This window comes from Streptomyces sp. NPDC014676, assembly GCF_043084105.1.
In the GTDB taxonomy this organism is placed as follows: Bacteria; Actinomycetota; Actinomycetes; order Streptomycetales; family Streptomycetaceae; genus Streptomyces.
In genome coordinates this window covers 31,900-54,396 of the sequence record NZ_JBIBZI010000002.1, presented here as the reverse complement: position 1 = coordinate 54,396, position 22,497 = coordinate 31,900, and the positions used below count along the sequence as shown (strand labels likewise).

Sequence of the window (22,497 nt, the reverse complement as noted above, 5' to 3'; positions counted from 1 at the left end):
ACCGGTCCCGCGCGGTCACTCACTGGGCGTCGCGCCGCTTCAGCAGCACATAGCCGCCGACGACCGCCGCGAGCACCCAGAACGCCATGATCCCGAGGCCGCCCCAGGGCCCGTACGGGGTGTCGTCGTCGAGGGGCGTCACCACCCGCATGATCCTGCTGCCGGCCTGGTCGGGCAGGAACTGTCCGACCTGCTTCGTGGCGTCGACGTTGCCGAGGATGTTGGAGATCAGGAAGAAGAACGGCATCAGGATGCCCAGCGACAGCAGGGGGAAGCGCAGCATCGTGGCGGCGCCCATCGAGAACAGCGCGATCAGCGTCATGTAGAGGCCGCCGCCGATCACCGCCCGCAGCACCCCGTCGTCCCCGATCGACGCCTTGAGCTCGCCGAGCGTCGCCTGGCCCAGGAAGAACGTGGCGAAGCTGGTCGCCATGGAGACGGCCAGGGCGAGCGCGGTGGCGACCGCGAGCTTGCTGAACAGGAAGGTGCCGCGCCGCGGTACGGCCGCCAGCGAGGCGCGGATCATGCCGGTGCTGTACTCGTTCGACACCACCAGCACCCCGAACACGATCATCGCGAGCTGTCCGATGCTCATCCCGGCGAAGCTGATGAACGTCGGGTCGAAGGAGAGCCGGTCCCGCGCGCCCAGGGTCTCGAACTCGTTCTTCGACAGCGCCGAGATCAGCATGCCGAGCGCGATGGTGACGACCACCGCCAGGGAGAGCGTCCACACCGTGGACGCCACCGACCGGATCTTGGTCCACTCCGACCGTACGACCTGCGTCACCGCCATGCCGCTCAGCCCTTCTTCCAGCTCTCGCCCCACTGCCGCCGCGCGGGCGCGGACGCGCCGGCGTGCGCGTGGTACTCCACCGACTCCGCGGTCAGCCGCATGAACGCCTCCTCCAGGGAGGCCTGCTGCGGGCTCAGCTCGTGCAGCACCACCTGCCGCCGGGCCGCCAGCTCCCCGATGTGCTCGGCCTTGGAGCCGTCCACCTCCAGCGCCCCGTCGCCGCTCTCCACGGCGGTGATCCCCGCCTGGCGCAGCACGTCGAGCAGCCGCTCGCGCTGCGGGCTGCGGATCCGGACGTACGAGCGGGAGTTGCGCTCGATGAACTCGGTCATGGAGGTGTCGGCGAGCAGCCGGCCCTGGCCGATGACGACGAGGTGGTCGGCGGTCAGCGCCATCTCGCTCATCAGGTGGGAGGAGACGAAGACCGTACGGCCCTGGACGGCGAGGGATTTCATCAGCGTGCGGATCCAGTGGATGCCCTCGGGGTCGAGGCCGTTGACCGGCTCGTCGAACATCAGGATCCGCGGGTCGCCGAGCAGCGCGGCGGCGATCCCGAGCCGCTGGCCCATGCCGAGCGAGAACCCCTTGGCCTTCTTCCGCGCCACCGCCGTCAGCCCGACCGCGTCCAGCACCTCGTGCACCCGCTGCCGCGGGATGCCGTTGCTCTGCGCCAGGCACAGCAGGTGGTTGTAGGCGCTGCGGCCCGGGTGCGCGCCCTTGGCCTCCAGCAGGGCGCCGATGCGGGTCAGCGGGTTCTTGAGCCGCTCGTAGTGCGTGCCGTCGATCCGTACGTCCCCGGCGGTCGGGTGGTCCAGGCCCAGGATCATCCGCATGGTGGTCGACTTGCCGGCGCCGTTCGGGCCGAGGAAGCCCGTGACGATACCCGGCCGGACGGTGAAGGTCAGATCCCTGACCGCCACCTTCTCGCCGTACCGCTTGGTCAGCCCCTCGAGCTCGATCATGCGATCACGCTAGAACGGGACAAAGCCCTCTGCCACCTCAGTGGCAGAGGGCTTCGCCGGTACCTCGGTCGCCGTTACCGGGACTGCTGGGCCGGGACCCCGCGGGAGATCGGCTCGTCCTCGGTGGCGGGCGAGCCGGTCGCCGCCACCGCGGCACCGGTGAGCGTCGCCAGCATCTCGCGGACGTTCGTGAGCTGGGCGTTGATCGAGTCGCGGCGGTTGGTCAGCGCCGCGAGCTCACGCTCGGATTCCGAACGGATCCGGTCGGCCTTGGCGTTGGCGTCGGCCACGATGTCCTCCGCCTGACGCTGGGCCGTCTCCACCGTCTGGCGGGCGCGGCGCTCGGCGTCGGTGCGCAGCTTCTCGGCCTCCAGGCGGAGCTGCTCCGCGCGGTGCTCGATCTCCGCGAGGCGCTTCTCGGCCTTCTGCTGGCGCGAGGCCAGGTCGCGCTCGGACTGCTCGCGGCGCTTGGCGAGGTTCGTCTCGAAGTCGGCGGCGGCCTGCGCGGCCTTGGCGCGGGTCTCCTCGAAGAGGGCGTCCGCCTCCTCCCGCTTGGACTGCGCGTCCTTCTGCGCCTCGGAACGCAGCTGGGCGGCGTCGCCCTGGGCCTTCTCGACGATCCGGGCGCCCTCGTCCTCCGCCTTCGACTTGCGCTCGGCGGCGTAGGACTCGGCGTCGTTGCGCACCTGCTGGGCGGCCGACTCGGCGAGCTCGCGGTGCTGCTCCGCCGCGCGCCGGGCCTCCTCGCGCAGGTCCTTCGCCTCCTCCTCGGCGAGGCGGAGGATCTTCTCCACGCGCGCGCCGAGACCGGCGTACGACGGCTCGGCGTCGTTGACCTGGGCCTGGGCGTTCTGTGTCTCGAGGTGGAGCTCTTCGATGCGCTTTTCCAGAGCGGTGATGCGGGCGAGAGCGCTGTCACGGTCGGAGACGAGCTTGGAGATACGTTCGTCCACCTGAGCGCGGTCGTATCCACGCCGCACAAGCTCGAAGCCGTAGGGGGAAGTGTCGCTCATGGGGTTCCTGTCGAATGAGACCGGTGAGGTGATAGGTGGAATCCTAGGGGCGAAAGCGCTGTGTCATCGAGCGGATGCACGTTTGATACGGAGAATGACACCCCTTTTGAGTGGCTCGCCGCCGGAATGCTTGCCAAAAGCATGATCAAAGCCCTCACCTTACAAGGGATTTCGTCCGCTTTGCCAGCTATTCCGCCGACTTGCCACTCGTACGGGTACCGCCCGCGGTGGCCCCCGCCTTGACCCCGTTGTCCTTCGCGCCCCCCGGCGCCTCGAAGGACTCCAGCGCCTCCAGCACGTCCTGCACACGGGAGATCTCCGCGTTGATGTCCTCGCGGCGCCGCACCAGCACCTCCAGCTCGCGCTTGCCCTCCTCGACCGTGCGCCGCGCCTCCCGGACCGCCTCGGCCTTCAGCTCCTCGGCCTCCCGCACGAGCGAGGCCTTCTTCTGCTCCGCCTCCTTGAGCAGGCCCTCGGCCTTCTTCACGGCGGCGATCCGCACCTTGCCGGCCTCGGAGTTGGCCTCGGAGACGATCTCCTTGGCCTTCGCCTCCGCCTTGGCGAGCTGCTCCTCGGCGGCCTTGATGAGCGCGTCGCAGCGGTCACCCGTCGACTTCATCGTCTCCGCCGCCTCACGGCGGGCCCGCTCGTGCAGCTCCTCGATCTCGGAGGTGATCCGGTCGCGCAGCTCCTCCGCGCGCTCCCTGATCTGCGTCGCGTCCCGGCGCGCGCCGACCAGCAGCTCGTCCGCGTCCGTACGGGCCCTCTCCACCCGCGCGTTGCCCTCGACGGTCGCCTCGGCGACCAGCCGGTCGGCCTCGCTGCGGGCCGCGCCGACCATCGTGTCCGCCTGCGCCTCGGCCTCCGCCGTCGTCTTCAGCGCCTGCTGCTGCGCCTCGGTGAGCAGCTTGTCCGCCTCGGCGGTGGTCTCCGTGATGAGCGTGTCCACCTGCTCGGCCGCCTCGGAACGCCGCTTGTTGGCGTCCTTGCGGGCCTCGTCCAGCGTCCGCTCCGCCTCCTCGCGCGCGGCGGACACCAGCCGCTCGGCCTCCGACTCCGCGCCGGACCTGACCCGCTCGGCCTCCTGGCGCATCCGCTCCGCGTGTGCCTGCGCCGACCCGACCGTCTCCGCGGCCTCGGCGCGCAGCCGCTCCGCGTCCCCGGTGGCGTCCGCGATCAGCTTCTCCGCCTTGGACACCGACTCCGACCGCACCCGCTCGCTCTCCGCGAGGGTCTCGTCGGTGAGCCGCTCCGCCTCACTGCGGGCCTCGGTGATGAGGGTGTCCGCCTGCGTCGCCGCGTCCGAACGGATCCGGTTGGCGTCCTCACGGGCGTCCGCCCGGGTGCGCGCGGCGGCCTGCTCCGCCTCGGCGATCGTGTCCGACGCCTCCGTACGCACCCGCTGGGCGTGCTCGGACACGTCCGTACGGATCCGGTCGGCCTCCGCGATGGCCTCGGACACCGTCCGCTCGGCCAGCGCCTTCGCGGCCTCCGTCTCCTCCTGCGCCTCGCGCCGCAGCCGGCCCGCGTCCTCGCCGGCCCGCTCCCGCTCCGCGTAGGCGTCGGAGCGGACCCGGTCCGCCTCCTCCTCGGCCTCACGGCGGGTGCGCTCCGCCACGTGCTCGGCGGCGCTGCGCAGCCCGGCGATCTCCTCCTGCGCCTGCTCGTGCAGCCCGGCCACGGAGTCCCGCACCTGCTGGGCGTGCTGTTCGGCCGCCGACACCATCTCGGTGGCGCGCCGGTCGGCCTCCTCGACCAGCCGTACGGCCTCGGCCTGCGCCTCCTCCACGCGGGTGCGCGCCGACGCCAGCAGCTCCTCGCTCTGCTCGCGGGCCCGCTCGCGCTCCTGGCCGGCCTCCTGCCGGGCCGCGCCGAGGAGTTCCTCGGCCTCGCGGCGGCGCCGGGCGGCCTCCTCCTGCGCGGCGGCCAGCGTCTCCGAGGCCTCCGTACCGATCCGCTCGGCGGCGGCCTGCGCCTCCGCGCGCATCCGGTCGGCGCTGTCCTGCGCCTCCGACTTCAGCCGCTCCGCCTCGGCCGCGGCCTCCGACCGCAGCCGCACGGCGACGGACTCGCCCTCCGCGCGGAACGCCGACGCGTCCGCGGCGGCCTCGTCCCGCAGCCGCTCGGCCTCCGCCTCCGCCTGCTGCCGCAGCGCCCGGATCCGCTCGGCGGCCTCCGCGCGCAGCCGCTCGGTCTCCTCGGCCGCCTCCCGGCGGATCCGGCCGGCCTCCTCACGCGCCTCGCTCAGCGCCTGCTCGGCCGACGCGAGCCGCTCCTCGGCCTCCGTGTGCAGCCGCGTCAGCTCCTCGGCGGCCTCCGCACGGCGCGCCTGAACGGCCCGCTCGGTCTCCTCGCGCAGCTCGCGCGCGGCACGCTCGGCGTCCTCCTTGAGCGCGTCGGCCTGCTCGACGACCTCCGCGCGGTGCCGCTCGGCCTCCTGGCGGGTGCGCTCCAGCGTCTCCTCGGCCTGCCGGCGCAGCGTCGTGGCCCGCTCGATGGCCTCGGTGCGGACCTTCTCGCTGTCGCCCTGCGCGGTGGAGCGCAGTTCGTCGGCGTCCGCCTTCGCCTTGGCGAGCAGCTCCTCGGCGGACTTCGCCGCCTCCTCGATCTGCGCCACGGCCTCCTTGCGGGCCTCCGCGCGGATCTTCTCGCCCTCGGCGACCGCGTCGGCGCGCAGCTGCTCGGCCTCGCCGCGCAGCCGGCGGGCCTCCTCCTGCAGCTCGACCGTCTTGGCGCGGTACTCCTTGGTGTCGTCCTTCGCCGCGCCCTTGAGCTGCTCGGCGATGTCGTGCGCCTCCGCGCGCAGCCGGTCCGCCTCGGCCTCGGCCTCGCGGCGGATCCGCTCGGCCTCCTCGGCCGCCGCCCTGGTGGTCCGCTTGGCCTCCTCGGACGCCTTGTTGAGGACGTCCTCGGCGGTCCTGGCCGCCTTGGAGAGCTGGGTGGCGGTCTCCTCGGCGGTGAGCGCGCGGGCCTTCTCGGCGGCCTCCGCGACGATCTTCTCGGCCTCCGCGCGGGCGTCGGCGACCAGCTGCTCGGCCTCCGCCTTGGTGGACTCGGCCTCCTTGGTGGCCTCACTGACCAGCCGCGCCACCTGCTCCTTGGCGGTGCGCGTACGGGTCTCGTTGGCGGACTCGGCGGAGGCGAGCGCCTTCGAGGCGGACTCCTTCGCCTCGGCGAGCACCTTCTCCGCCTCCGCGCGGGCCTCGCGCAGCGCGGATTCGGCCTGGGACATCCGCTCCTCGGCGGCCCGGCTGAGCTCCTGCGCCTCACGGCGCGCGGCCTCCGCCTCGCCGGCCGTCGACGTCCGGAGCTGCTCGGCGTGGTCGGTGGCCTCCTGGGCCTGCGTCGAGGCCGCGTTCAGCAGCCGCTCCGCGTCCGCGCGGGCCCGGCGCAGGATCTGCTCGGCCTCCGCGCGGGCCGACTCCGCCTCGCTCCGCAGCCGCTGCCGGGCCTCGGCCGTCAGCCGCTCCGCCTCCGCGCGGGCGGCGGCCAGCGCTTGCTCGGTCTCCGCGCGGGACTCCTCGAGGAGCCGGCGGGCCTGCTGCTCGGTGCGGGCGCGCAACTGCTCCGCCCACGCCACGTTCTCGTTGACGTGCGACTCGACGGTCTGCCGGCGCTCCGCCAGCTCCTGGTCGAGCTGCTGGCGCCGCGTCACCGCCTCCTGGTGCAGCTCCGCCTGGAGCCGGGCCGCCTGCTCCGCGTGCTCCTGGAGGATCCGCTGGGTCTGCGCCCGCGCCTGGCTCAGCTCCCGCTCGGCGTCCGCGCGGAGCTGGTCGGCCTGCAGTTGCGCGTTGCGCAGCAACTGCTCGGCCTGGTAGCCGATGTCACCGCCGTCGTACGCGGGCCGGGACATGATGGTGCGCCGCGCCTCGTGCAGCTTGGCGCGCAGCACCTCGACCTGGTAGCCGAGGTCCTCGGCGTGCTGGATCGCCTTTTCCCGCTCGGTCTTCAGCCGCTTCATCTCGGCTTCGAACCGAGAGAGGTGGTCGACGTCAGCCGCCGGCTCTCGCTCCTGGCTCTCGTAGCCCCGCACTGCGCGGTCCCATCCGTCCCCTGGTCGCAAGTCTGGCCGAGCTCCGTCCATCCGCCGAACGGGGCCCCCGGGGAATGGTGTCAGATCAGCGGCGGAGCATGGGCTGCCGCCCCGCGCTCGCCCCCCGGAAACCGGACCCCGGCGATCCCGCCGCCAAAGACGACGGGACTCGGTCACCACGCATCGAGCGGCGACCGGACCCAACCCTACCGGCCCTTATGTACGTGGGTCAGTGCCCGGACGACTCAACGGGCGCCGAAGTGACCAGTTCCGTCAGTACGCCGTGGCAGTCCTTGGGGTGCAGGAAGGTGATTCGTGACCCCATGGAGCCGCGCCGGGGCTCTTCGTACAGAACGCGTACGCCCTTGTCCTTGATGTCCGCGGCCTCCGCGTCCACGTCCGCCGTACCGAAAGCGATGTGGTGGACGCCCTCGCCGTTCTTCGCCAGCCACTTGGCGACGGTGGAGTCCTCCCGGGTCGGCTCCAGGAGCTGCAGGTAGGAGGCCCCGCCGTCGGAGGTGTCGTTGATCTTGAGCATGGCCTCGCGCACGCCCTGCTCCTCGTTGACCTCGGAGTGGAACACCTCGAAGCCGTACGTGGCCCGGTAGAACTCGACAGTCCTGTCGAGGTCGAAGCAGGCGATCCCGATGTGGTCGATTCGCGTCAGCATGGATTCAGTGCAGCGCTCCCGCGATGGTTACGCAACGTGCGCGCGATCACACCGAAAGGGCGATGACGTGGTCCACCGCACGTCAGTACATTCGAAGTAAACCCTCGTTCACTCCTCGGCTGTGCAGCCGGAAGGGGATCGCAGCTCATGTCTTCCGAAACTTCCGCACCATCCGCAACGAACGGCACGACCTCCGTCATCGTCGCGGGCGCCCGCACCCCCATGGGTCGGCTGCTCGGCTCACTGAAGTCCTTCTCCGGAGCCGACCTCGGCGGCTTCGCGATCAAGGCCGCCCTCGACCGTGCGGGGATCGGCGGCGACCAGGTCCAGTACGTGATCATGGGCCAGGTGCTCCAGGCCGGGGCGGGCCAGATCCCGGCCCGCCAGGCCGCCGTCAAGGCCGGCATCCCGATGAGCGTCCCGGCGCTCACCGTCAACAAGGTGTGCCTGTCCGGCCTCGACGCCATCGCGCTGGCCGACCAGCTCATCCGCGCCGGCGAGTTCGACGTGATCGTCGCCGGCGGCCAGGAGTCCATGACCAATGCCCCGCACCTGCTGCCGAAGTCCCGCGAGGGCTTCAAGTACGGCGCGGTGCAGATGCTCGACGCCATGGCGCACGACGGTCTGACCGACTCCTTCGAGAACATCGCCATGGGCGAGTCCACGGAGAAGCACAACACCCGCCTCGGCATCGCCCGCCCCGAGCAGGACGAGATCGCCGCCCTGTCCCACCAGCGGGCCGCCGCCGCGCAGAAGAACGGCGTCTACGAGGCCGAGATCACCCCGGTCGAGATCCCGCAGCGCAAGGGTGACCCGGTGCTGTTCAGCAAGGACGAGGGCATCCGCGGCGACACCACGGTCGAGTCCCTCGGCAAGCTGCGCCCGGCCTTCTCGAAGGACGGCACGATCACCGCGGGCTCCTCCTCGCAGATCTCGGACGGCGCGGCGGCCGTGGTCGTGATGAGCAAGGCCAAGGCGCAGGAGCTGGGCCTGGACTGGATCGCCGAGATCGGCGCCCACGGCAACGTGGCCGGTCCCGACAACTCCCTCCAGTCGCAGCCGTCCAACGCGATCCGGCACGCCCTGAAGAAGGAGGGCCTGGAGGTGTCCGACCTCGACCTCATCGAGATCAACGAGGCCTTCGCCGCGGTCGCCGTGCAGTCAATGAAGGACCTGGGCGTTTCCACCGAAAAGGTGAACGTCAACGGCGGTGCCATCGCGCTGGGTCACCCGATCGGGATGTCCGGCGCCCGTCTCGTCCTGCACCTGGCGCTGGAGCTGAAGCGGCGCGGCGGCGGTGTCGGCGCGGCGGCGCTGTGCGGCGGCGGCGGCCAGGGCGACGCGCTGATCGTGCGGGTTCCCAAGGCCTGAGCCGCTTTTTTGCAGGTTTTCCTCTCGTGAACGGAGCTGTGATGCAGGACGTCTCCTCGCTGGTCGCCCAGGCCAGGGAAGGCAGGCCACGGGCCGTGGCCCGGCTGATCTCCCTGGTGGAGGGGGCGTCCCCGCAGCTCAGGGAGGTCATGGCGGCCCTGGCGCCGCTGACCGGGAACGCGTACGTGGTCGGCCTGACCGGCTCCCCGGGCGTGGGCAAGTCCACGTCCACCTCGGCCCTGGTGACCGCGTACCGCAAACAGGGCAAGCGGGTCGGCGTCCTCGCGGTGGACCCCTCCTCGCCCTTCTCGGGCGGCGCCCTGCTCGGCGACCGCGTCCGCATGTCGGAGCACGCCTCCGACCCGGGCGTCTACATCCGCTCGATGGCCACGCGAGGCCACCTGGGCGGCCTGGCGTGGGCGGCCCCGCAGGCCATCCGCGTCCTGGACGCGGCGGGCTGCGACGTGATCCTGGTCGAGACGGTCGGCGTAGGGCAGTCGGAGGTGGAGATCGCCTCCCAGGCCGACACGTCGGTGGTGCTCCTGGCCCCCGGCATGGGCGACGGCATCCAGGCGGCGAAGGCCGGAATCCTGGAGATCGGCGACGTCTACGTGGTCAACAAGGCCGACCGCGACGGCGCCGACGCCACCGCCCGCGAGCTGAACCACATGCTCGGCCTCGGCGAGTCCCGCGCCCCCGGCGACTGGCGCCCGCCGATCGTGAAGACGGTCGCCGCGCGGGGCGAGGGCGTCGACGAGGTCGTCGAGGCCCTGGAGAAGCACCGCGCCTGGATGGAGGAGGGGGGCGTCCTGACGGAACGCCGCCTGGCCCGGGCCTCCCGCGAGGTCGAGACCATCGCGGTCACGGCCCTGCGCGAACGCATCGGCGACCTCCACGGCGACCGCCGCCTGGGCGCACTGGCGGAACGCATCATCGCCGGCGACCTGGACCCGTACCGGGCGGCGGACGAACTGGTGGCGGGGCTGACCCGGGGCTGACCGCAGTGGTCAGAGATCGTCGGGCAGGAGCCGGAAGACGGGTTCTCCGGTGAGCGGCCGCATCATGCGGAAATGGCTGTCCGCGGTGAAGAGGGACGTCGTCCGGAAGGCCGCCGCCAGCGCCACGTTCATCGCGTCCGCCAGCCCCACCCCTGCCCCGCCGTCGGTGTCGGCATATCCGCGCATCACCGCCATGGCCGCCCTCAGGTGTGGCGTGGTGTCGGGAATCTCGAACCGGCGGGCCTCTGCCTGCCCTGCGACGAAGTCCAGCGCGTTCATGGCCGCACGGGCGCCGATCCGTGACGTCAGCAAGTAGTCCAGCTCGGTGAGCACCATGGGGGACACCACGAGGTGACCCATGCGGGCCAGAGCTTCCCGGTGAGCGGCGTGGTGGGGGTCCTTCGGGGTGAACAACCGGTACAGCGCATTGGTATCGGCGATCGCCACCGGGATGTCAGCCATCGGTCTCCTCGGCCGTCGCCCCACCCATACCGCGCAGCGTCGCCTCGATCTCGTCGTCGTCGAGCACCGGACCACCCAGGTCGGGGATGTCCAGGTCGCCCATGGGGTCGGTGCGGAACGGGTACGCGGGGCGGCCCGTGGGCGTCCCCCGGGGAACGATGTCCCCTATGGGCACGCCGTCCTTGGTGATGGTCACCGTCTCCCCGGCCGCCACGCGGGCCAGGACGCGTGATGTCTGCTGATTGAGTTCCCTGAGCGGGACCTCGGCACCGTCACTCATTCCTCTAATGTACTACGTGTTCTACACGACGGGGCGGCGCTCAGTCGTCGTCCGAGTCGTCCTTCTGATCGGCCGTGACCTTGCCGTTGCTCAGATCGACCCGCCAGTCCCGCTCATTCCCGCCGGAGGTGCGGGTCTCGGTCTCCCAGCCCCGGTCATCGTCGTCATCAAGGTCCACGGAGACCACCGTCCCCTTGGCGGCAGCCGCCTTCGCGGCCTCCTCGGCCGTCACCGAGGCGCCCTTCAGGGCGGCCCGTGCCTCGGCGGTGTCGTCCTCGTCGTCCTCCGAGGAGCCCAGGACCTTTCCGGTGCCCGGGTCGATACGCACGCTGTGCCAGGTGTCCCCCTTGCCGAGGACGTCGACCTCCCAGACCGCGTCGTCCAGTTCGGCGGAGACGGCCGTGCCCGGCGTGTGCTTCAGCGCGGCGGCGATGGCGTCGGCGGCGGTCACGTCACCGGAGGAGGTGGTGCGGTTCCGGTCGTCGCGGTCGTCGTCCTGATCGCCGGCGTCCGCACGCCCCCGCTCGTCGTCGTGCCCGTCGTCGTCCCGCCCGTCGTCATCCCCCACCCGGCTCTCCGTCTGCGCCACCGGCGCCGCCCCGTCGTCGTCCCCCGATACCGCGAGGGCCGTGGCCGTGCCGCCCCCGATGAGAGCCGCGGCCGTGACGACGGCGATCACGATGTTGCGCTTCATGTGGGTTCCTCCCGAGTCGCTTCGTTTTCGACGCCCTCAATCTCGCCGACCGACGCTGAGGGGAACCTGAAACCTCCTGAAGGGATCTTCAGGTTCCCTTTGCGACCCTTGACCCATGCGCCTGCTGATCGTGGAGGACGAAAAACGCCTCGCCCTCTCCCTCGCGAAGGGCCTCACCGCCGAGGGCTACGCCGTGGACGTCGTCCACGACGGCCGGGAGGGCCTGCACCGGGCCACGGAGGGGACGTACGACCTCCTCATCCTCGACATCATGCTGCCCGGCCTGAACGGCTACCGGGTCTGCGCCGCCCTGCGCGCCGCCGGCCACGACGTGCCGATCCTGATGCTCACGGCGAAGGACGGCGAGTACGACGAGGCGGAGGGCCTCGACACCGGCGCCGACGACTACCTCACCAAGCCGTTCTCGTACGTCGTCCTCGTCGCCAGGATCAAGGCGCTGCTGCGCCGCCGGCCGGCCGGCGGGGCCTCCCCGGTCCATGTGCACGGTGACCTCAAGGTGGACACCGCCGCCCGCCGGGTCTTCCTGGGCGAGGACGAGGTGACCCTGACCGCCAAGGAGTTCTCGGTCCTCGAACACCTGGTGCTGCGGGCCGGCGAGGTGGTCTCCAAGGCCGACATCCTCGAACACGTCTGGGACTTCGCCTACGAGGGCGACCCCAACATCGTCGAGGTCTACATCAGCGCCCTGCGCCGCAAACTGCGCGCCGGCCTCATCCGCACCGTGCGCGGCGCCGGTTACCGCCTGGAGACGGCGCCGTGAGCCGGCTGTTCGGCTCGGTCCGCGCGCGGGCGACGCTCGGCGCCACCCTCGTGGTCGCGGTCGCCCTCGTCGCGGCCGGCACCGCCGTCCTGCTGTCGCTGCGTTCCAACCTGATCGGCGAGGCAGGCACCCAGGCGGAACGCTCCGCGCGGGCGGTCGCCTCCGAACTCGCCGCCCGGACGCCGTACGACAGGCTGTCGGGGCTGGACGGGGACGACCGCCCGGTGCAGATCGTCGACGAGGACGGACGACTGGTCGCGGCGAGCGAGGACCTGCGACGGATCACCGGCACGGCGACCACCGACGTGACCCCGCAGTCGCCGAAACCGGACGATGACGACGATTCCGACGACGACTCGGACGACTCCGGCGACGAATCCGCCGACGGCTCCCTCGCCCCCGGAGAGATCTCCGCCGAGACCACCTTCAGCAACGGCTCCGCGACCGTCGACGGCGACACCGAGGACTACCGCTTCGCCGCCGTGGAGGTGGAGACCGACGACCGGGGCCGCCTCACCGTCCACGCGGGCGCCCCCCTCGCCGCCGAGCACAGCGCCGTACGGACCGCGCTGACCGTGATGCTCATCGGCTTCCCGCTGCTCCTGGCGGTCGTCAGTGCGGTGACCTGGCTGGTCACCGGCCGGGCGTTGCGCCCGGTGGAGGGCATCCGGAGCGAGATGGCCGCGATCACCGCCTCCGAGGACCTCGCCCGCCGCGTCCCCGAACCGGCGACCCACGACGAGATCGCCCGTCTGGCCCGCACCACCAACGAGACACTGGCCGCGCTGGAGGCGTCCGTGGAACGGCAGCGGAGGTTCGTCGCCGACGCCTCGCACGAGCTGCGCAGCCCGATCGCGTCCCTGCGCACCCAGTTGGAGGTGGCCGCCGCCCACCCCGGGCTGCTCGACCTGGACGGCGCCGTCGAGGACACCGTGCGGCTCCAGCACCTCGCCGCCGATCTGCTGCTGCTCGCCCGCCTTGACGCGGGGGAGCGGCCCGCCGACGCCCGGGTCGACCTGTCCGCGCTGGCCCGCGAGGAGGCCGCGGGACGTACCGGCGTGACGGTGGACGCGGAACCGGCGGAGGTGACCGGATCGCGGGGGCAACTGGCGCGCGTGCTCGCCAATCTGCTGGACAACGCCCGGCGGCACGCCCGCGAGCGGGTCACCGTGACCGTACGGCGGGAGGGCGACCGGGCGGTCCTGGGGGTGGCCGACGACGGCGAGGGGGTGGCCGAGGCCGACCGGGAGCGGATCTTCGAGCGGTTCGTACGGCTGGACGCCGCCCGCAGCCGCGACGACGGTGGCGCGGGGCTGGGGCTGGCGATCGCGCGGGACGTCGCCGTACGGCACGGCGGGACGCTCACGGCGTCCTCGGCGCCGGCCGGCGGAGCCCTCTTCGAACTCCGCCTGCCGCTCGCCCGCTGAGACCGAGGGCCGTCAGTGACGCCCCCGCTGCCCCCGCAGGTGCTCGGCGATGGGCTTGAGGGCCTTGTCGAGCTCGGTGAGGGCCTCGGGGGAGAGCAGGTCGATGAAGTGCCGGCGCACGGACGCCACATGGTGCGGCGCGACCTTCTGCATGGTCTCCATGCCGTGGTCGGTGAGGACCGCGTACAGCCCGCGGCGGTCGGACTCGCAGTTCTCCCGCCGGACCAGGTGCGCGTTCTCCATACGGGTGATCTGGTGCGAGAGGCGGCTCTTGGACTGCATGGTGGCGGAGGCGAGGTCGCTCATCCGCATCCGCCGGTCCTCCGACTCGGACAGGTTCACCAGGATCTCGTAATCGTTCATCGTCAGGCCGAACGGCTGCAGATCCTTCTCGAGCTGGTACGTCAACAGCCTGTTGACCTCCAGGTGGGTGCGCCAGGCGCACTGCTCCGCATTGGTCAGCCAGCGGGTGGCCGTCTCGGTCTCCATGAATGAAGTCTACCTAAGAAAGTTGAATGGCGAACTAATAAGGCTTCCGTGTGACACCGCGCGCAGGCGTTCGATGTCACACCCCGCACATTACCGCTCACAGCCCGAAGCGACGCTGGAGGTCTCCGAGCTGTCCGGGAAGACGCGGTGTGCCCGCCCCCTGCCCGTGGCCACCCGGAACCCCGCCCCCGGGCACCCCCGGCTCGTGCGGAGTCACCCCCGTCGCCTGCTCCGCCATCAACGTCTCGGACGACTGGAGCAGCACCGTGCCCGCCCCCACGAACTCGAACTGGTGCTCCTCGCCCGAGGCCCCGCCGAGGCCCGTCATCGCACGTAGACCACCCATCAGGCCGGTCATGTAGCCGTGGTCGTAGTGGTGGCACGGGGAGGGGCAGTCCGCCCATCCGACCAGCGCCTGCGGATCCACCCGGATGGGAGGTTCCATGAACACCACCGGACCGTTGGATGCGGCCACGAACTTTCCGGTTCCGATCAGCGTCAGGAAACCCGGCACGATCGACTGCTTGAGCGCGAGACTTGGCTGAAAAGCGAGAAGGTTGCCCGAGCGAATGGTCAGGTTGCCGTCTTCCAGGTCGTACGAATTCACGTCGAAGGCCCGGTCGGCGAGGAGCATCTTGCCCGAGCCCTCCGCCACGACCCAGTCGCTCGCGTGCAGTGGCGAATGGAACGACGTACGGACCAGTCGGTCGAGTCGCCCGTGTCCGATCCCGTTGAACTCGATCGAACCGTAGTAGGCGATCATCTTCCCCTTCTGCATGAACCACTGGGTGCCCTTGAGCTCCACGCAGAAGGTGTAGTGATCGACGTTGTCGTCGGACGGCAGCGTCGCCGGATCGTGGACAGTGGTGCTCACAGCTTCTCCTCCGACGCCTGGACGTACACGGCACCGCTGCCGCTCAGCTCCAACTGGAAGGCCTCGCCGGAACCCCGGCCCACCATGTCCCGCCAGCCGAGGGCGGTCGACAGCTTGTTGCGGACGTCGCCGTGGTGGGCGACGTAGGCCTGCGGATCGACGTGCACCGGCCGCTGCGGGGTGATCGGGACCTCGATGACCCCTCCGTGGGCCATCACCGCGACGGCCCCGTGCCCCTTCAGCGACGTCGTGAACAGCCCCTGCCCGGAGACCTGCCCCCGCACCATGCCCATCACCCCGCCCTGCGAGCCGAGGAACACCGTGCCCTGCTCCAGGGTGCCCTCGAAGGCCAGCAGCCGGTCGGCCTCGACGTACAGCGTGTCCCCGGCGAGGCTGATCACCTGCACGTGGTGGCCGCCGTGCCCGAACAGGACGGTGCCGCTGCCCTCGACGGTCATCAGCGGCGTGTCCTCGCCCGCGACCCGCCGCCCGATCATCGACATCACCCCGCCCTGACCGCCGGCCATGTTCGGGGTGAAGCTGACCTCCCCCTTGTACGCGAGCATCGCGCCGCGCTGACTGAACAGCCGCTGACCGGGTGACACCGTCGCCTCGATCATCTTCGCGTTGATCTCCCGGAAGCCCATGTCACACGTCCCCCGCGATCGTGTTCCGCTCACTGGGCTGCACGTAGACCAGCCCGTCGCCCTCGAACCGGATCTGGAAGGCCTCGCCGCCGCCCTCGCCCATCAGGGTGCGGAAGGTCACACCCGACTGGAAGGACTGCCGCAGGTTCCCCTGGTGGGCCACATAGGCGCCGGGGTCGACCGTCAGCGGGTACTGCGGGCTGACCCGGAGCAGCACCGCCGGCCCGTCCGACAGGAGCGCCGCCTGACCGTGCCCCTCGACCGTCGTCGTGAACAGCCCGTTGCCCTGGGAGGCCCCGCGCAGCCCCGTGAAACTCGTCCCCGTGCGCAGCCCGCCGTCGGTCGCCAGCAGATTGCTGGACTCCACGTACAGCTTGTCGCCCCGCAGACCCACCAGATTGATCTCGGAGGCACGGTCCGCGAAGAAGCAGGTCCCGTGCCCTTTCACCTCCATCAGCGTCATCTGCTCACCCGTGAGCCGACGGGTCACCATCCCCCGCAGCCCCTCACCACCACCGCTGAGCTTCTTGAAGGCCATCTCACCGTCGTACGCGACCATGGAGCCGTTCTTCGCCTTCACGGCATCCCCGGTCATGTCGACGGCGAGCACCTTGCTGCTCTGAAGTCGGAACATCGCCACGCCTGCGACGGTAGCCGCACCGTCGCCCCCGCCGACAGATCCCGAGGGTGGAGTCGCACCCCGACCGGCCCCCTACGGGATGCGCGGACCCCCTCCGGTGATCACGGACGGCGTTTGCCACAATGGCGGGACGCTTGTGCGTGTGTTCACAAGCCGTCCGACCCGTCAACGCCGACGTCTCTCCCACCGAAGGTGACCCGTGGACATCAAGACCGCCTCCGCCCTCCGCCGCCTCCGCCTGGTCTCGGGCCCCGAAGCGATCTCGTTCCTGCTGCTGCTCGTCTGCTCGGTCCTGAAGCGGACGACCGACTTCAACGCCGTCCCGGTGATGGGCGCGGTCCACGGCTTCCTCTTCGTCCTCTACGTGCTCTTCTGGGCCGACGCCTGGAACCGCGCCAAGTGGCCGCTGAAGACCGCCGCCTTCTACTTCCTGATGTCGGTCCTCCCGACCGGCGGCTTCTTCGCCGACCGCCGCCTCAAGCGCGAGGCCGAGGACGCGGTGATCGCCTCCCGCGCCCGCAGCGAGAAGGTCGTGGGCGCGTGATCGTCGCCTTCTCCGTGACACCGCTCGGCGTCGGCGAGGACGTGGGGGAGTACGTCGCCGACGCCGTGCGCGTGGTCCGCGCATCCGGCCTGCCGAACCGCACCGACGCGATGTTCACCTCGATCGAGGGCGAGTGGGACGAGGTCATGGACGTGATCAAGCGCGCCGTGGCCGCGGTGGAGGCACGCGCGCCGCGCGTCTCCCTGGTCCTCAAGGCGGACATCCGCCCGGGCGTGGAGGACGGCCTCACGTCCAAGGTGGAGACCGTCGAACGCCACTTGGCACACGGCGACGGATGACGACGGACCGATGAGTGAGACGGGGCTGACCGACATATGACCGGCCGGTAGGGTCTGGTCCGTGCCGAAGCCGCTCAGTCTCTCGTTCGATCCCATCGCCCGCGCCGACGAGCTCTGGAAGCAGCGCTGGGGAAACGTACCGTCGATGGCCGCGATCACCTCGATCATGCGGGCGCAGCAGATCCTGCTGGCCGAGGTGGACGCGGTGGTCAAGCCGTACGGGCTCACGTTCGCGCGGTACGAGGCGCTGGTGCTGCTGACCTTCTCCAAGTCCGGTGAGCTGCCGATGTCCAAGATCGGCGAGCGGCTCATGGTGCACCCCACGTCGGTGACGAACACCGTGGACCGCCTGGTGCGCTCGGGCCTGGTCGCCAAGCGCCCCAACCCCAACGACGGCCGCGGCACCCTCGCGACCATCACCGACAAGGGCCGCGAGGTGGTCGAGTCCGCCACCCGCGACCTGATGGCCATGGACTTCGGCCTGGGCGTCTACGACGCCGAGGAGTGCGGCGAACTCTTCGCGATGCTCCGGCCGCTGCGGGTGGCGGCGGGGGACTTCGCGGAGGACTGACCCGGGACAAGATCTCCCGGAACGGCCCGTTACGCTCGACTCCATGAAGCGAAGCGTGCTGACCCGCTACCGGATCATGGCCTACGTCACCGGTGTCCTCCTCGTCGCCCTGACCCTCGGCATGATCGGCAAGTACGTGCTCGACATGGGTGGCGCGGCCGACTTCACGCAGGTGGTCAGCATCGCCCACGGATGGCTGTACGTCGTCTACCTGATCTTCGCCTTCGACCTCGGCTCCAAGGCGAAGTGGCCGGTCAAGAAGCAGCTCTGGGTGCTGCTCGCCGGGACCGTCCCCACCGCCGCGTTCTTCGTGGAGCGCAGGATCAGCCGCGAGCTGGAGGGCAAGGTCGCGGACGAGGCCCCCGCGGTCGCGTAACGCGTCTCACCGCCGTACGGAGCAGCGTGCGGCGGTCTCCCATCGACATTTACTAGGACGTCCTAGTAAATTCGAGGGTATGGACGCTGACGCCATCGAGGAGGGCCGCCGACGCTGGCAGGCCCGGTACGACGCCGCTCGCAAGCGCGACGCGGATTTCACCACGCTCTCCGGCGATCCCGTGGAGCCGGTGTACGGGCCCCGGACCGGGGACACCTATGAGGGGTTCGAGCGGATCGGCTGGCCGGGGGAGTACCCCTTCACCCGCGGGCTGTATCCGACCGGCTACCGGGGGCGGACGTGGACCATCCGGCAGTTCGCCGGGTTCGGGAACGCGGAGCAGACCAACGAGCGCTACAAGATGATCCTCGGCAACGGCGGGGGCGGCCTCTCCGTCGCCTTCGACATGCCGACGCTCATGGGCCGCGACTCCGACGACCCGCGCTCCCTGGGCGAGGTCGGCCACTGCGGGGTGGCGATCGACTCGGCCGCCGACATGGAGGTCCTGTTCAAGGACATCCCGCTCGGGGACGTGACGACCTCCATGACGATCAGCGGGCCCGCCGTGCCCGTCTTCTGCATGTACCTCGTCGCCGCCGAGCGCCAGGGCGTCGACCCCGCCGTGCTCAACGGCACGCTGCAGACGGACATCTTCAAGGAGTACATCGCGCAGAAGGAGTGGCTCTTCCAGCCCGAGCCCCACCTGCGCCTCATCGGCGACCTGATGGAGCACTGCGCCGCCGGCATCCCCGCCTACAAGCCGCTCTCCGTCTCCGGCTACCACATCCGCGAGGCCGGGGCGACGGCCGCGCAGGAGCTGGCGTACACGCTCGCGGACGGCTTCGGGTACGTGGAACTGGGGCTCAGCCGCGGGCTGGACGTGGATGTGTTCGCGCCCGGGCTCTCCTTCTTCTTCGACGCGCACGTCGACTTCTTCGAGGAGATCGCCAAGTTCCGTGCGGCCAGGCGCATCTGGGCGCGCTGGATGCGGGACGTCTACGGCGCGCGGAGCGACAAGGCGCAGTGGCTGCGCTTCCACACCCAGACCGCCGGTGTCTCGCTGACCGCGCAGCAGCCGTACAACAACGTCGTACGGACCGCCGTGGAGGCGCTGGCCGCGGTGCTCGGCGGGACGAACTCCCTCCACACCAACGCCCTCGACGAGACCCTCGCGCTGCCCAGCGAGCAGGCCGCCGAGATCGCCCTGCGCACCCAGCAGGTGCTGATGGAGGAGACCGGCGTCGGCAACGTCGCCGACCCGCTGGGCGGTTCCTGGTACGTCGAGCAGCTCACCGACCGCATCGAGGCGGACGCCGAGAAGATCTTCGAGCAGATCAAGGAGCGGGGCCTGCGCGCCCACCCGGACGGCAAGCACCCGATCGGGCCCATCACCTCCGGCATCCTGCGCGGCATCGAGGACGGCTGGTTCACCGGCGAGATCGCCGAGTCGGCGTTCCGCTACCAGCAGGCGCTGGAGAAGGGCGACAAGCGGGTCGTGGGCGTCAACGTCCACACCGGGTCCGTCACCGGCGACCTGGAGATCCTGCGCGTCAGCCACGAGGTGGAGCGCGAGCAGGTGCGGCTCCTCGGCGAGCGCAAGGCCGCCCGCGACGACGCCGAGGTGCGCGGCGCGCTCGACGCCATGATCGCGGCCGCGCGCTCCGGCGCCAACATGATCGAGCCGATGCTGGACGCCGTACGCGCGGAGGCGACCCTCGGCGAGATCTGCGGTGTCCTGCGCGACGAGTGGGGCGTGTACACCGAGCCCGCCGGGTTCTAGATTCCGTGACGGACGGGGCCCGCAGGCTACGGCTTGCGGGCCACCGCCCCGTACAGCGAGATCACCGCGTGCTCGTCGGTGGTCTCGCCGACCGCGAGTTCGGGATGCCAGTCGGTCAGCCGGACCAGGCCCGGCTCCACCGGCTCCAGACCTTCGAAGAAGCGGGCGATCTCCGCACGGCCGCGCGGTGCGAGCGTGACGCCGCCCGCCTTGTACATCTCGACTCCGCGGCCGACCGCCTCGGGGTCGAAGTCGGCGGTGAGCTGCGACAGCACCAGGTAGCTGCCGGAGGGCAGCGCCCCGACGAGCCGCTCCACCAGCCCGTACGGATCGTCCTCGTCACCGAGGAAGTGCGTCAGCGCGACCAGGGACAGCGCCACCGGCCGGTCGAAGTCCAGCTTCTCGCGGGCCTGTTCCAGGATGCGGACGGGCTCGCGCACATCGGCCTGGACGTAGTCGGTGATGCCCTCGGGGGTGCTGCGCAGCAGCGCCTCGGCGTGCTTCAGGACGATCGGGTCGTTGTCCGTGTAGACGACGCGGGACTCGGGTGCGATGCCCTGGGCCACCTGGTGCAGATTGGGCTCGGTGGGGATGCCGGTGCCGATGTCCAGGTACTGGCGGATTCCCGCCTCACCGGCCAGCCACCGGGTGACCCGCTGCATGAACCAGCGGTTGGTGCGGGCGATGTGCCGGGCCGTGCCGTCGACGCCCATGATCTGCCGGCCCAGTTCCTCGTCGACCGGGTAGTTGTCCTTGCCGCCGAGGAACCAGTCGTAGACCCGGGCCGGGTGCGGCCTGGAGGTGTCGATCCGTGCGGCGGCGGATTCGGTCCCTGTCCCGGTCATGTGCGCCTCCCTGGCTGCTCGGCGTCCCGCACGTCCCGGTGCGGGGCGATCATCGATCCTCGCAGCGCGCCGGGGGCGGTGACAGGCGACTACCGGCCGACCGTGGCCGGTTCAGGGCCCTGGGGCGGCGAGGCCCGACAGCAGGACCCGGGTGAAGCCGTGCACCCACTCCTCGTCGGCCGGTTCCGCGCTCACCAGGGTGCGGTGCACCACCGCGCCGGCCACCATGTCGAAGATCAGGTCGACCGTGCGTTCCGCCTCCCGCGCGTCGGGCTCGGGCGGCAGCTCGCCCCGCACCTGTGCCCGCGCCCGGCCGGCGAGGACGAGGCGCTTCTGCCGGTCCACGATCGAGGCGCGGATGCGTTCGCGCAGGGCGTCGTCGCGGGTGGACTCCGCGACCACCGCCATCAGGCCGTTCCTGGCCTCCGGGCGGGCCAGGATCGCGGCGAACTGGAGCACCACGCCCTCGATGTCGGCGGCGAGCGAGCCGCGGTCGGGCAGGGCCAGCTCGTCGAAGAGTTCCGCGACGGCGTCCACGACCAGCTCGTTCTTGCCCGCCCAGCGCCGGTAGAGGGTCGTCTTGGCGACCCCGGCGCGGACCGCCACGTCCCCCAAGGTGAGCTTGGACCAGCCCAGTTCGACCAGAGCCGCACGGGTCGCGGCCAGGATCGCGGCGTCCGCGGCGGCACTGCGCGGGCGCCCGGTGCGACTGGCTGGGGTGCGGCTCTGCATGGTCCGACGATAACGGCGGATTCCGTGCGGCCGTGCGTGAGGGAGATCACCGGGGCGCCCTGTTCAGCGGGGACCGGTCGGTATTACGCTACGACCCGTAGCGAAAGCACGTGCGACCGGCGTGCCCGAGCGACGACCACCGGCGCGGGGTGGGGACCCCGCGTCAACGGCACACGTACGCCTGGCTTTCCCGGGCGTTTTCACACACACGCGGAGTACGGGGGAGGATAGACGCATGCAGCCACGGAACATGTCCATGAGCGGAGTCGTCGACCTCGCCGCGGTGAAGGCGGCCCAGGAGGCCAAGGCGAAGGCGGAGCAGGCGCGCGCGGAGGCCGCCCGCCAGGGCGGCGGGGGCGCGATCTCCCCGGCCGATCTCGTCATCGACGTCGACGAGGCCGGCTTCGAGCGCGACGTCCTGCAGCGGTCCACCGAAGTCCCGGTCGTCATCGACTTCTGGGCCGAGTGGTGCGAGCCCTGCAAGCAGCTGAGCCCGCTGCTGGAGCGGCTCACCGTCGAGTACAACGGGCGCATCCTCCTCGCCAAGATCGACGTCGACGCCAACCAGATGCTGATGCAGCAGTTCGGGATCCAGGGGATCCCGGCGGTCTTCGCGGTGGTGGCCGGACAGGCGCTGCCGCTCTTCCAGGGGGCCGCGGGCGAGGCGCAGATCCGCCAGACCCTGGACCAGCTGGTGCAGGTCGGCGAGCAGCGCTTCGGCCTGACCGGCCTCGACGTCGACCCCGACGCCGAGCCGGGCGGCGGCGCGCAGGCGGCCCCGGCCGAGGCCGTCGGTCCGTACGACGCCCTGCTGGAGGCCGCCGTTCAGGCTCTGGACGGCGGTGACCTCGCCGGTGCCGTCCAGGCGTACAAGAACGTGCTCGCCGACGACCCGACCAACCCCGAGGCCACCCTGGGTCTCGCCCAGGCCGAACTGCTCCAGCGGGTGCAGGGCCTGGAGCCGCAGCAGGTGCGCAAGGACGCCGCCGAGAAGCCGGGGGACGCCGGGGCGCAGATCGCCGCCGCCGACCTGGACCTGGTGGGCGGTCATGTCGAGGACGCCTTCGGCCGGCTCATCGAGACGGTGGCGCGCACCGCGGGCGACGACCGCAACGCCGTACGGGTGCGGCTGCTGGAGCTGTTCGAGGTGGTCGGCGCCGACGACCCGCGCGTGGTCGCCGCGCGCCGGGCGCTGGCGCGGGCCCTGTTCTGAGCC

At 71.3% G+C, this 22,497-nt stretch carries 24 protein-coding genes; 10 read left to right on the top strand and 14 right to left on the bottom strand.

The genetic code is table 11. The features are described from left to right. Nucleotides 1-19 precede the first annotated feature (19 nt). From ACF1DX_RS04550 to mce, 5 genes are all read right to left on the bottom strand, one after another. On the bottom strand, nucleotides 20-793 hold the full coding sequence (locus ACF1DX_RS04550; protein ID WP_391789781.1) for an ABC transporter permease: 774 nt from the start codon (nucleotides 791-793) through the stop codon (nucleotides 20-22). A gap of 5 nt (nucleotides 794-798) precedes the next feature. Continuing rightward, entirely contained in the window at nucleotides 799-1,755 is a 957-nt protein-coding gene (locus tag ACF1DX_RS04545) for an ABC transporter ATP-binding protein (RefSeq protein ID WP_391789780.1), read from the bottom strand. A gap of 74 nt (nucleotides 1,756-1,829) precedes the next feature. After that, nucleotides 1,830-2,768 carry a cellulose-binding protein gene (locus tag ACF1DX_RS04540; protein ID WP_085572687.1) on the bottom strand — a complete coding sequence of 313 codons (939 nt, stop codon included), beginning with the start codon at nucleotides 2,766-2,768 and terminating at the stop codon, nucleotides 1,830-1,832. Between the two features lie 187 nt (nucleotides 2,769-2,955). Continuing rightward, nucleotides 2,956-6,801 carry a polarized growth protein Scy gene (gene scy, locus ACF1DX_RS04535; protein WP_391789779.1) on the bottom strand — a complete coding sequence of 1,282 codons (3,846 nt, stop codon included), beginning with the start codon at nucleotides 6,799-6,801 and terminating at the stop codon, nucleotides 2,956-2,958. Between the two features lie 229 nt (nucleotides 6,802-7,030). Continuing rightward, entirely contained in the window at nucleotides 7,031-7,471 is a 441-nt protein-coding gene (mce, locus tag ACF1DX_RS04530) for a methylmalonyl-CoA epimerase (protein WP_391789778.1), read from the bottom strand. Nucleotides 7,472-7,618: 147 nt separating this feature from the next. Between mce and ACF1DX_RS04525 the strand changes: the two genes are divergently transcribed. Next, nucleotides 7,619-8,842, top strand: a complete 1,224-nt coding sequence (locus tag ACF1DX_RS04525) for an acetyl-CoA C-acetyltransferase (protein ID WP_391789777.1) — start codon at nucleotides 7,619-7,621, stop codon at nucleotides 8,840-8,842. A 41-nt stretch (nucleotides 8,843-8,883) separates the two neighbouring features. After that, nucleotides 8,884-9,840 (top strand): methylmalonyl Co-A mutase-associated GTPase MeaB, encoded by a 957-nt coding sequence (gene meaB / locus ACF1DX_RS04520; RefSeq protein WP_391789776.1) that lies wholly within the window; start codon nucleotides 8,884-8,886, stop codon nucleotides 9,838-9,840. Nucleotides 9,841-9,849: 9 nt separating this feature from the next. On the opposite strand, the gene ACF1DX_RS04515 is transcribed toward meaB, so the two are convergent. From ACF1DX_RS04515 to ACF1DX_RS04505, 3 genes are read right to left on the bottom strand one after another with little or no spacing between them, the layout of a single operon-like run. After that, entirely contained in the window at nucleotides 9,850-10,302 is a 453-nt protein-coding gene (locus tag ACF1DX_RS04515) for a PIN domain-containing protein (RefSeq protein WP_391789775.1), read from the bottom strand. After that, nucleotides 10,295-10,582 carry a type II toxin-antitoxin system Phd/YefM family antitoxin gene (locus ACF1DX_RS04510; RefSeq protein ID WP_030860488.1) on the bottom strand — a complete coding sequence of 96 codons (288 nt, stop codon included), beginning with the start codon at nucleotides 10,580-10,582 and terminating at the stop codon, nucleotides 10,295-10,297. The genes ACF1DX_RS04515 and ACF1DX_RS04510 overlap by 8 nt, the downstream gene beginning before the upstream one ends. A 40-nt stretch (nucleotides 10,583-10,622) precedes the next feature. Next, on the bottom strand, nucleotides 10,623-11,276 hold the full coding sequence (locus ACF1DX_RS04505; protein ID WP_391789774.1) for a PepSY domain-containing protein: 654 nt from the start codon (nucleotides 11,274-11,276) through the stop codon (nucleotides 10,623-10,625). 115 nt (nucleotides 11,277-11,391) lie between these two features. Here ACF1DX_RS04505 and ACF1DX_RS04500 point away from each other — a divergent pair, with 115 nt between their 5' ends. Further along, nucleotides 11,392-12,057, top strand: coding sequence for a response regulator transcription factor (locus ACF1DX_RS04500; protein ID WP_391789773.1), 666 nt, complete (start codon nucleotides 11,392-11,394; stop codon nucleotides 12,055-12,057). Then, on the top strand, nucleotides 12,054-13,484 hold the full coding sequence (locus ACF1DX_RS04495) for a sensor histidine kinase (RefSeq protein WP_391789772.1): 1,431 nt from the start codon (nucleotides 12,054-12,056) through the stop codon (nucleotides 13,482-13,484). Before ACF1DX_RS04500 ends, ACF1DX_RS04495 begins: the two co-directional genes overlap by 4 nt. 12 nt (nucleotides 13,485-13,496) lie before the next feature. On the opposite strand, the gene ACF1DX_RS04490 is transcribed toward ACF1DX_RS04495, so the two are convergent. From ACF1DX_RS04490 to ACF1DX_RS04475, 4 genes are all read right to left on the bottom strand, one after another. Continuing rightward, on the bottom strand, nucleotides 13,497-13,973 hold the full coding sequence (locus ACF1DX_RS04490) for a MarR family winged helix-turn-helix transcriptional regulator (RefSeq protein ID WP_030860498.1): 477 nt from the start codon (nucleotides 13,971-13,973) through the stop codon (nucleotides 13,497-13,499). 97 nt (nucleotides 13,974-14,070) lie between these two features. Then, on the bottom strand, nucleotides 14,071-14,847 hold the full coding sequence (locus ACF1DX_RS04485; RefSeq protein WP_391789771.1) for an AIM24 family protein: 777 nt from the start codon (nucleotides 14,845-14,847) through the stop codon (nucleotides 14,071-14,073). Beyond that, nucleotides 14,844-15,494 carry an AIM24 family protein gene (locus ACF1DX_RS04480; RefSeq protein ID WP_391789770.1) on the bottom strand — a complete coding sequence of 217 codons (651 nt, stop codon included), beginning with the start codon at nucleotides 15,492-15,494 and terminating at the stop codon, nucleotides 14,844-14,846. Before ACF1DX_RS04480 ends, ACF1DX_RS04485 begins: the two co-directional genes overlap by 4 nt. Before the next feature lies 1 nt (nucleotide 15,495). Further along, nucleotides 15,496-16,128, bottom strand: a complete 633-nt coding sequence (locus ACF1DX_RS04475) for an AIM24 family protein (protein WP_391790446.1) — start codon at nucleotides 16,126-16,128, stop codon at nucleotides 15,496-15,498. Nucleotides 16,129-16,333: 205 nt separating this feature from the next. Between ACF1DX_RS04475 and ACF1DX_RS04470 the strand changes: the two genes are divergently transcribed. From ACF1DX_RS04470 to ACF1DX_RS04450, 5 genes are all read left to right on the top strand, one after another. Next, a complete protein-coding gene (locus ACF1DX_RS04470) occupies nucleotides 16,334-16,678 on the top strand; it encodes a DUF3817 domain-containing protein (RefSeq protein WP_391789769.1) in 345 nt (114 codons plus the stop codon). Next, nucleotides 16,675-16,977 carry an MTH1187 family thiamine-binding protein gene (locus ACF1DX_RS04465; protein WP_391789768.1) on the top strand — a complete coding sequence of 101 codons (303 nt, stop codon included), beginning with the start codon at nucleotides 16,675-16,677 and terminating at the stop codon, nucleotides 16,975-16,977. Before ACF1DX_RS04470 ends, ACF1DX_RS04465 begins: the two co-directional genes overlap by 4 nt. 61 nt (nucleotides 16,978-17,038) lie before the next feature. Then, entirely contained in the window at nucleotides 17,039-17,548 is a 510-nt protein-coding gene (locus ACF1DX_RS04460) for a MarR family winged helix-turn-helix transcriptional regulator (protein ID WP_391789767.1), read from the top strand. Between the two features lie 43 nt (nucleotides 17,549-17,591). Further along, nucleotides 17,592-17,924 (top strand): DUF3817 domain-containing protein, encoded by a 333-nt coding sequence (locus ACF1DX_RS04455; protein WP_391789766.1) that lies wholly within the window; start codon nucleotides 17,592-17,594, stop codon nucleotides 17,922-17,924. A gap of 79 nt (nucleotides 17,925-18,003) precedes the next feature. After that, complete coding sequence (locus ACF1DX_RS04450; protein WP_391789765.1) at nucleotides 18,004-19,704, top strand: methylmalonyl-CoA mutase; 1,701 nt, start codon at nucleotides 18,004-18,006, stop codon at nucleotides 19,702-19,704. A gap of 26 nt (nucleotides 19,705-19,730) precedes the next feature. On the opposite strand, the gene ACF1DX_RS04445 is transcribed toward ACF1DX_RS04450, so the two are convergent. Both ACF1DX_RS04445 and ACF1DX_RS04440 read right to left on the bottom strand, forming a co-directional pair. Beyond that, entirely contained in the window at nucleotides 19,731-20,549 is an 819-nt protein-coding gene (locus ACF1DX_RS04445) for an SAM-dependent methyltransferase (protein WP_391789764.1), read from the bottom strand. 111 nt (nucleotides 20,550-20,660) lie between these two features. Next, nucleotides 20,661-21,281, bottom strand: coding sequence for a TetR/AcrR family transcriptional regulator (locus tag ACF1DX_RS04440; RefSeq protein WP_391789763.1), 621 nt, complete (start codon nucleotides 21,279-21,281; stop codon nucleotides 20,661-20,663). A gap of 235 nt (nucleotides 21,282-21,516) precedes the next feature. On the opposite strand from ACF1DX_RS04440, the gene ACF1DX_RS04435 reads away from it, so the two are divergent. Continuing rightward, entirely contained in the window at nucleotides 21,517-22,494 is a 978-nt protein-coding gene (locus ACF1DX_RS04435) for a tetratricopeptide repeat protein (protein ID WP_391789762.1), read from the top strand. The last annotated feature ends 3 nt before the right edge of the window (nucleotides 22,495-22,497 follow it).